Origin of the sequence: Paraburkholderia sp. J8-2 (genome assembly GCF_905220195.1) — a bacterium.
Taxonomy (GTDB): Bacteria; Pseudomonadota; Gammaproteobacteria; order Burkholderiales; family Burkholderiaceae; genus Paraburkholderia.
In genome coordinates, this window is sequence record NZ_CAJMZA010000020.1 from 126,045 (window position 1) to 132,044 (window position 6,000).

Annotated in this window: 8 protein-coding genes and 1 pseudogene; 3 read left to right on the forward strand and 6 right to left on the reverse strand. The window is 57.4% G+C overall.

Annotated elements, in window-relative coordinates; translation table 11 throughout:
- Positions 1-122 precede the first annotated feature (122 nt).
- Together U5A52_RS30710 and U5A52_RS30715 are read right to left on the reverse strand one after the other, a co-directional pair.
- Positions 123-1,169 carry an AraC family transcriptional regulator gene (locus U5A52_RS30710; protein WP_321937534.1) on the reverse strand — a complete coding sequence of 349 codons (1,047 nt, stop codon included), beginning with the start codon at positions 1,167-1,169 and terminating at the stop codon, positions 123-125.
- Between the two features lie 187 nt (positions 1,170-1,356).
- Complete coding sequence (locus U5A52_RS30715; RefSeq protein ID WP_321937536.1) at positions 1,357-1,551, reverse strand: hypothetical protein; 195 nt, start codon at positions 1,549-1,551, stop codon at positions 1,357-1,359.
- Between the two features lie 498 nt (positions 1,552-2,049).
- On the opposite strand from U5A52_RS30715, the pseudogene U5A52_RS30720 reads away from it, so the two are divergent.
- A pseudogene (locus U5A52_RS30720) lies at positions 2,050-2,418 on the forward strand (cupin); the annotation flags it as partial.
- A 135-nt stretch (positions 2,419-2,553) separates the two neighbouring features.
- Entirely contained in the window at positions 2,554-2,931 is a 378-nt protein-coding gene (locus U5A52_RS30725) for a DUF3564 family protein (RefSeq protein ID WP_321918041.1), read from the forward strand.
- A gap of 400 nt (positions 2,932-3,331) precedes the next feature.
- On the opposite strand, the gene U5A52_RS30730 is transcribed toward U5A52_RS30725, so the two are convergent.
- The 4 genes from U5A52_RS30730 to U5A52_RS30745 all read right to left on the reverse strand — a co-directional run bounded on the left by U5A52_RS30730 (position 3,332) and on the right by U5A52_RS30745 (position 4,819).
- Entirely contained in the window at positions 3,332-3,451 is a 120-nt protein-coding gene (locus U5A52_RS30730; RefSeq protein WP_321930691.1) for an ATP-binding protein, read from the reverse strand.
- 362 nt (positions 3,452-3,813) lie between these two features.
- On the reverse strand, positions 3,814-4,263 hold the full coding sequence (locus U5A52_RS30735) for a hypothetical protein (RefSeq protein WP_321916000.1): 450 nt from the start codon (positions 4,261-4,263) through the stop codon (positions 3,814-3,816).
- Positions 4,260-4,412 (reverse strand): hypothetical protein, encoded by a 153-nt coding sequence (locus U5A52_RS30740; protein ID WP_321915999.1) that lies wholly within the window; start codon positions 4,410-4,412, stop codon positions 4,260-4,262. Before U5A52_RS30740 ends, U5A52_RS30735 begins: the two co-directional genes overlap by 4 nt.
- 233 nt (positions 4,413-4,645) lie before the next feature.
- On the reverse strand, positions 4,646-4,819 hold the full coding sequence (locus U5A52_RS30745) for a hypothetical protein (protein WP_321937538.1): 174 nt from the start codon (positions 4,817-4,819) through the stop codon (positions 4,646-4,648).
- 500 nt (positions 4,820-5,319) lie between these two features.
- Here U5A52_RS30745 and U5A52_RS30750 point away from each other — a divergent pair, with 500 nt between their 5' ends.
- Entirely contained in the window at positions 5,320-5,898 is a 579-nt protein-coding gene (locus U5A52_RS30750; RefSeq protein WP_321937540.1) for a DUF3313 domain-containing protein, read from the forward strand.
- Positions 5,899-6,000 lie beyond the last annotated feature (102 nt).

Sequence of the window (6,000 nt, forward strand, 5' to 3'; positions counted from 1 at the left end):
TACATAAGGTTATTTATCGCATTCGTACTAATGTTTGTGAACATTATAGGATCTCCGCACACCAGCTCTCGGCGCCGCCAATGCACCACTGAGTCAATCTGCTAATGACGGTCTCCGCGCGATCAATCGATCAATCCATCCTCGCCCGCTCGGGAGTTATGCACCCGCACGTCCTGAGGTGCCATACGATAGGCGCGTCTAAAGGCACGTGTGAAGTCGGACGCGCTCGTAAAGCCGTGGGCATACGCGACGTCCTTGACGGGCACTCCCGGCCACGCGACCAGTTCGCGGGCGGCAGCGCGCAAGCGGACGTGTCTGATGTACGCGGCGAGGCCGCCGTCATGCTGAAAAAGTCGATACACCGTTGGTCTGGAAAGACCAAGCGATTCCACGACGCTGTCGGGCGAGAGGCTGTCATCATGCAGGTTCTCGCGTACGTAGCGCCGCGCCTGATCGAATGCGATCGCACGTCCAAGCGACGACTTGCTGCCTTTCAACCCCGCCTGGTCAGCGAACGCATCCGCGATCAATAGCACCAGTTCCCGCAGTACGCGGTGCGCATCACCTGCAGCCATGCGGTGGATCTGCGCAGCCAGTGACATGACGCTGTCCGTGAGAAAGCGCACGACCGGCAGGAGGGGCGAGAGCATGCGCCCATGAAGCGCCGATGGGTCCGGAAACACGTCGCACAGCAACTGGCCTGGAAGGAAAATCGTCACGTGCCGGCAGGCGGCTCGGCTGAACTGCATTGGCTGATCGAGGTCGATCGCGAAGATGCCGCCCTCGAGCGCCGGGTCAGTGCGCTTTTTGCCGGCGTAGATAAGCTCGTTGTCGGGCGCGCGGTCGAAGAATATGTGGAACACGATGCTGCGAGCGTCGTCCCTGGAAATTCTCGCGATCGTGCGGTCCTGCGTGATGCGATCAGTGTAGCAGTCCGCGAGAAGGAATTCGCCCACGGCATAGCGGTCGATCCGGCCGCGAAACGGCTGTCCACGTCTATCGCGCGTTGTTAGCAGGTCGACGACACCGATCATTCGATCGCACCATGCGCCGAGCTGCTGATGAGCGGGCAGCGCGCATACATCGAACCGCTGATGTGTAATGTCGAGTTGGTGAGCTGGCTCCAGTACAACAGGCAGGTCCAGATAATGTGTCTTCACGATGGACATGAATAAGTCTCAGTACGTCAGCGGCGGCGTCTCGCACTCGCTGTCGCGCGCGGTCAAGCAGAGTATCACGCGGCATCCGACCGAGCGCTCATCGTGTGAAGACGGCTTTTCCCCGCGTGCGGCCGTCGATCATCTCGGCGATCGCCGCACGAGCCTCCGTCATCGGCACGACAGCGCCTTCCTCCGGTTAGATGTCTTTACAGATGATTAACTGCGTCATGGCTTTCATCTCTTCAAGCGTGCTCATGATGGCGCCGCACATGCCGATCAGCTCGACGAAAATGCGAAGCAGATCGGTTTCCGCTGCACGGCCGGTCGTCACCCCGTTGACCACCACGACGCCGCCGCGTGTGACCGCCCTCAGGCTGTCCGTCCAGGTCACGGTCCCGATGTTGTCGACGATTGCCCAGCGCGGCGCGGCAACTGATCGCCGTGGTGGGATATACGGTTGGCGCCGAGGCGCTCGCCGATCGCGGCACCCCCGTCATTGCGCGTCGTGGCCCACACCTCGAAGCAAGCAGCACGGCCCACCTGAATGAGCGCAGTCGATATGCCGCCCGAAGCGCCCTGCGCCAGCAAGGACGGTGGACGCTGCGCTCGTACTCTGCCGTTGACCGGGGCGCTCTCGCGAACTTTCATCACGTATCACATATGAGGCGAAGTGCCACGAGGGCTGGCTCTCGCGGAAACGGTGTACGTCAGCCAGAAGCGAGGCGTCGATGCGAGCCAGCCCACGGATAGCTCGAAGCCGATCTAGTTCTGTCACAAATCGGGAAACAGGGCACCCACCACCGGGTGCCAAGCCAAAATTAGGATGCTGGAACGCGTCGTGCTTGCCAAACCTGGTCCCTCTTCTTCCATCACACTCGGGAGATCTGCCATGCAAACCGGACTTACCACGGGTTTTTCGCACGTCAAGCCGCAGGACACGTCATTCACGCGCACTGGGCTGCGCTATTTCTTTGTCTATCGTGATCTGGAAATCGTGAGGGTCACAGGTGGTCACGCAACTTTTTAGGGCAAATCTTGCGCCGAAATTGGGCGCGGGCTGGCACCGGCATGAGGCAGATTTTCATATCGTCAGCATGCTCAAAGACTGGGCGCGCTTCGTGTACGGCGACAAGGAAGCGCTCGTCGAAGCGGGCGATTGCGTGCATCAGGCGCCGTCCTCTTCGAACACGAGCCAGACATCGAGTACATCAAAATCGTGAGCCCTGCCGAATTCAAATCGGTAGACGAGGAACCGCCGCGGCGCCCTAGTAAGTATAAAGCGGCAACAAGCGACACCCTGACGCATGTACAAGCTTGCCGCTGCACGTACAGTCGATATGTCCGCCGACTGCTGCAGCGGATCACGAAGCCACGAACGCGACCGGAGAAATTCATGCGAATCACGCTCCATCTCGGCACTTTCGACCGTCTTGACCCGAATGCCTATGCGATCCTTTGGCTCGACAACGACACCCACAAGTGGTCGCGCGAAGGTCATGCCGGCCTCCAATTTCCCGACTGGGGAAAGCTGCGGGTCGATGAGCGCGGCACGGTGGTGTGCGATCAGCATGATGCGCGCCCCCTGTTCATCCTCGACGGCCTCGCCATGGAAGCCCAAACTGGCCCGTTCGAGGGGGAATCAGGCGAGGCACTCTGGTGCTGCACTGAACGCGAAAGCGGATCAAGCGTTGTTGGGCACTGGCACGTGCAGTGCGTCGACAAGGACTCCGTGCTTGCCGAGCACAGCGTGTTCGCTGAGGACGAGATCTGACCTCGGGGCGCTCAGCCGTCTGACGTCGCAATCGTTCCGCATTCGGTATCGTTGGTGGAGGTGCTATGGGCTTGATGTGCAAGAAGATAAGTAGCTCGAATATATTCGAACCACCCGTAATAATACGAAATTTGTCAAAGCTATTTTCAGATGTCCGAAGCGGACATCTGAAAATAGCCTGAACAAGATGAAATTTCGGCAATTGTTTTTATGTCAAATCACACGGTGTTTCACCGAAGCACTGCACATCGACATGCATTCAGGACAAACATTCGAAGCGGCCGCAGGGACAAGCCTGGTCCCGTCACTGGTTCATTGAAGAGGAAGCTGGTCAGCAAGACATATCGTGCGACGCGCTCTCGTTCACAGCTAGGCTCTCCCCTGATCTCTGACCGCGTCGCTATGCTGCGCCTCGTGAGATTGTTACGGTGAAGACGGTATGGTTCTCGTCAGATTCAACTTCAATCGTTCCGTTGTGAGCTTGCGCAATGCAACGGCAGATATAAAGACCCAAGCCCATGCCTGGGGAGGCACGCCTTAATTCCAGCAACGGGTACCGCGCACGTGAGCGGATCGAAGAGCGTGGGTAGTGCGCGCGACGGGTTCTAGCGGCAATATCGTTGGTTCCTTATCTCGCCGCCTTCGATCCCCTACGGACTCTCTCGGTGATTTCGCAAAATGGCCGACGTGTACAGTCATCCAGTATTTCGACCTCTTAAATGACATCGACTGGGACACCGCGCCAATTGCCTACCATATCGTCGCTTCGAATCGCGTCATTCGCGATGGGATGCTCAGCAACGCCCGGCGTACAGGATCCCGAATTTGATCCAGGAGACGGAAACACCACCTCCAGTTTTTCAAATTACAGAAGCCCGTCGCTCATTTGAACCATGCAACGATCATCATAGCTACAGCTAGTGAATTCAATGCGGCCTGCAGCAGGTTTCCGGCATTCAATCTTCGGCGTTGCTCTCCTAGGTGAACTTCATCGTCACGTTCGGCTGCCTTTATGCTTTTGTAAATCGGGAGCTTGACGAGTTTTGATATGAGTCCACCGGCCAGCCATAGCGCGAGTCCTGCGCTGATCCAGCGATTTCCAAATCCATAAAAGTAGTAATAGGGAATAGCGCCGATCAGCGGGACGTTTAGGGCAATGATCATGAACGGCGATTTGGTTGAGTGTCGTACCAGGGATCCTACGAAGTCTTTGAAGGTCGCTGCGTCCATGTCGTTCATGACGTGCCGAAGCACGCCAGCAATGAAAATCAAGAGCGTCGCGTTCACGACCATGGAAGCTAGTAGCAGAACCTCAGCCAGCGCTTGGGTCATTTTTGATCCTCTAAGCGGATAGTTCGAACGGGGCGCTCGCCGAGCAGGCCACGTATCGGGTTGATCAGCGCGGTTCGGTGGCGCGGTAGGATAGCGTGCATGCGGTATACCGCCTCGATGGCCTGTTGCTCGACCGATTTGATCGACATGCTGCGCATCGTGGGTCGGCTGGCAGCTTCGACTACCGCCTCCGCATCGTTGCGATCGTTCTTACTTGTCTTGACGAACGGTACAGTATATTGCGGACTGATTCGCCGAACTTCGGTCCGATCGACTGCAAACACCTCGCCCAGTGATGGACAGTCCTGTATGCCTCCATGACAACCATTTTTGGGTTCAATGTGCGCGCGGTTTCAGAGAAGAAGCTCCTCAAGACCTTCGATCAATGCACGACACGGTCTCGACAATCCGCGCCGTGGAGCTGGAAGAAATGCTTCGCAAGATCGACGCCGAGAATGTCGATTTCCATGACGATCCTCCGCACGTCCGAGTGAGTGCGTAGCGTCTCCCGCAGGGAGGCACCGGGTCCAACAAGCACGAAGAGAAATACCCGCATACCATCTCGAATGAGTGGCGACTACCAGTCGCCGAGCCTGAACTACGAGTCCTGAACAGTGGAACCCTCGGGCTGCTATGGGCATCACACACAAATGTGAGTCGTTCAAGGGGGAGTTAGCAGTTGCTTGATTGGAAAGACAATTTATACAGGGCCACAAGGTGGGACCGCGCTAGGCTTATGTCCCCCTAGCCGGAAAATGCACAAAAATCCACGTCACCCCGAAGGCAGCGACGCGGCCGGCCGAGGGATCCGCCAATGCCCGCGACGCACATGGGATAAAAGACAAACCGGCTAGACGGTTTACATGACGACTGACCTGCGTTAGTATGACCCGCGAGCCACCTCGGTCTATCGTCCGTCCGCGTACAGGTCGCTACGACAGCCAGGACGCTTCCCAGATTTAGCGTCGTTATGAAGCGCCTTATTTGCAAACCGGCCAGACGGTTCGTATGAGTATACGGAAACTAACAACCCCCGCGTTCGAATGGCTGTTGACGATGGCCCCCAAAGCCCTGATTTGCGCAGCGCTCGGTCTTGCACTGTTCGCTTGCCTCGCACTCTCGGCGTGCTCGGCAGTCAAGCCCGTCAAGTATTCCAGCCTCGCTTCATGGCCGTACCTGCGCGTCAATCCCGACGACCGGGATGGAACCCATATGCCCTATCGGTATGCGTTACCGCAGGACTGGTCACGGTACAGAAAACTCATCCTCGAACCGGTCCAGCTTTACGGCGGGCCGGATGCAGAGTTTCGCCACGTCAGCAACGCGGAGCGCTCGAAGCTCGCTGATTTCATGCAGGCTACGTTCGCAGAAACGCTGGCCACCCGCTTCGATCTGGTGAATGAATCCGGAGCCGACACGCTTCGTGTTCGGCTCACGCTTACCGGTGCAGGCACGGCGCTGCCAGGATATGTCATCTATGCGGTAGAAATTTCGGATTCCTCTTCAAACAAGCTGATTGAAGCTTATATCGAAAGATATCCAGATGGCGGGCTGTCTGCCAGGTTGAGCTCGCCAGACGCCCCCAAAACCGGCATTGAACGGGGCGCAGCCGAACTGCTCGCCCAATTCAGGTAATTCACTTTTGCAGCAGCTTTCAATGTCCATCAGACGATTTCTCCCGCTCACCATCTGGCTCGTACCGATCGGTGCAGCGTTGATCGGCATCGCGTTGCTTGT

Coding starts and splice junctions, on each gene's coding strand:
- U5A52_RS30730 (WP_321930691.1), bottom strand. CDS start 3,451: ATGGGCTTGGGTCTTTATATCTGCCGTTGCATTGCGCAAGCTCACAAC.
- U5A52_RS30735 (WP_321916000.1), bottom strand. CDS start 4,263: ATGACCCAAGCGCTGGCTGAGGTTCTGCTACTAGCTTCCATGGTCGTG.
- U5A52_RS30750 (WP_321937540.1), top strand. CDS start 5,320: ATGGCCCCCAAAGCCCTGATTTGCGCAGCGCTCGGTCTTGCACTGTTC.
- U5A52_RS30745 (WP_321937538.1), bottom strand. CDS start 4,819: ATGCGGGTATTTCTCTTCGTGCTTGTTGGACCCGGTGCCTCCCTGCGG.
- U5A52_RS30740 (WP_321915999.1), bottom strand. CDS start 4,412: ATGTCGATCAAATCGGTCGAGCAACAGGCCATCGAGGCGGTATACCGC.
- U5A52_RS30710 (WP_321937534.1), bottom strand. CDS start 1,169: ATGTCCATCGTGAAGACACATTATCTGGACCTGCCTGTTGTACTGGAG.
- U5A52_RS30725 (WP_321918041.1), top strand. CDS start 2,554: ATGCGAATCACGCTCCATCTCGGCACTTTCGACCGTCTTGACCCGAAT.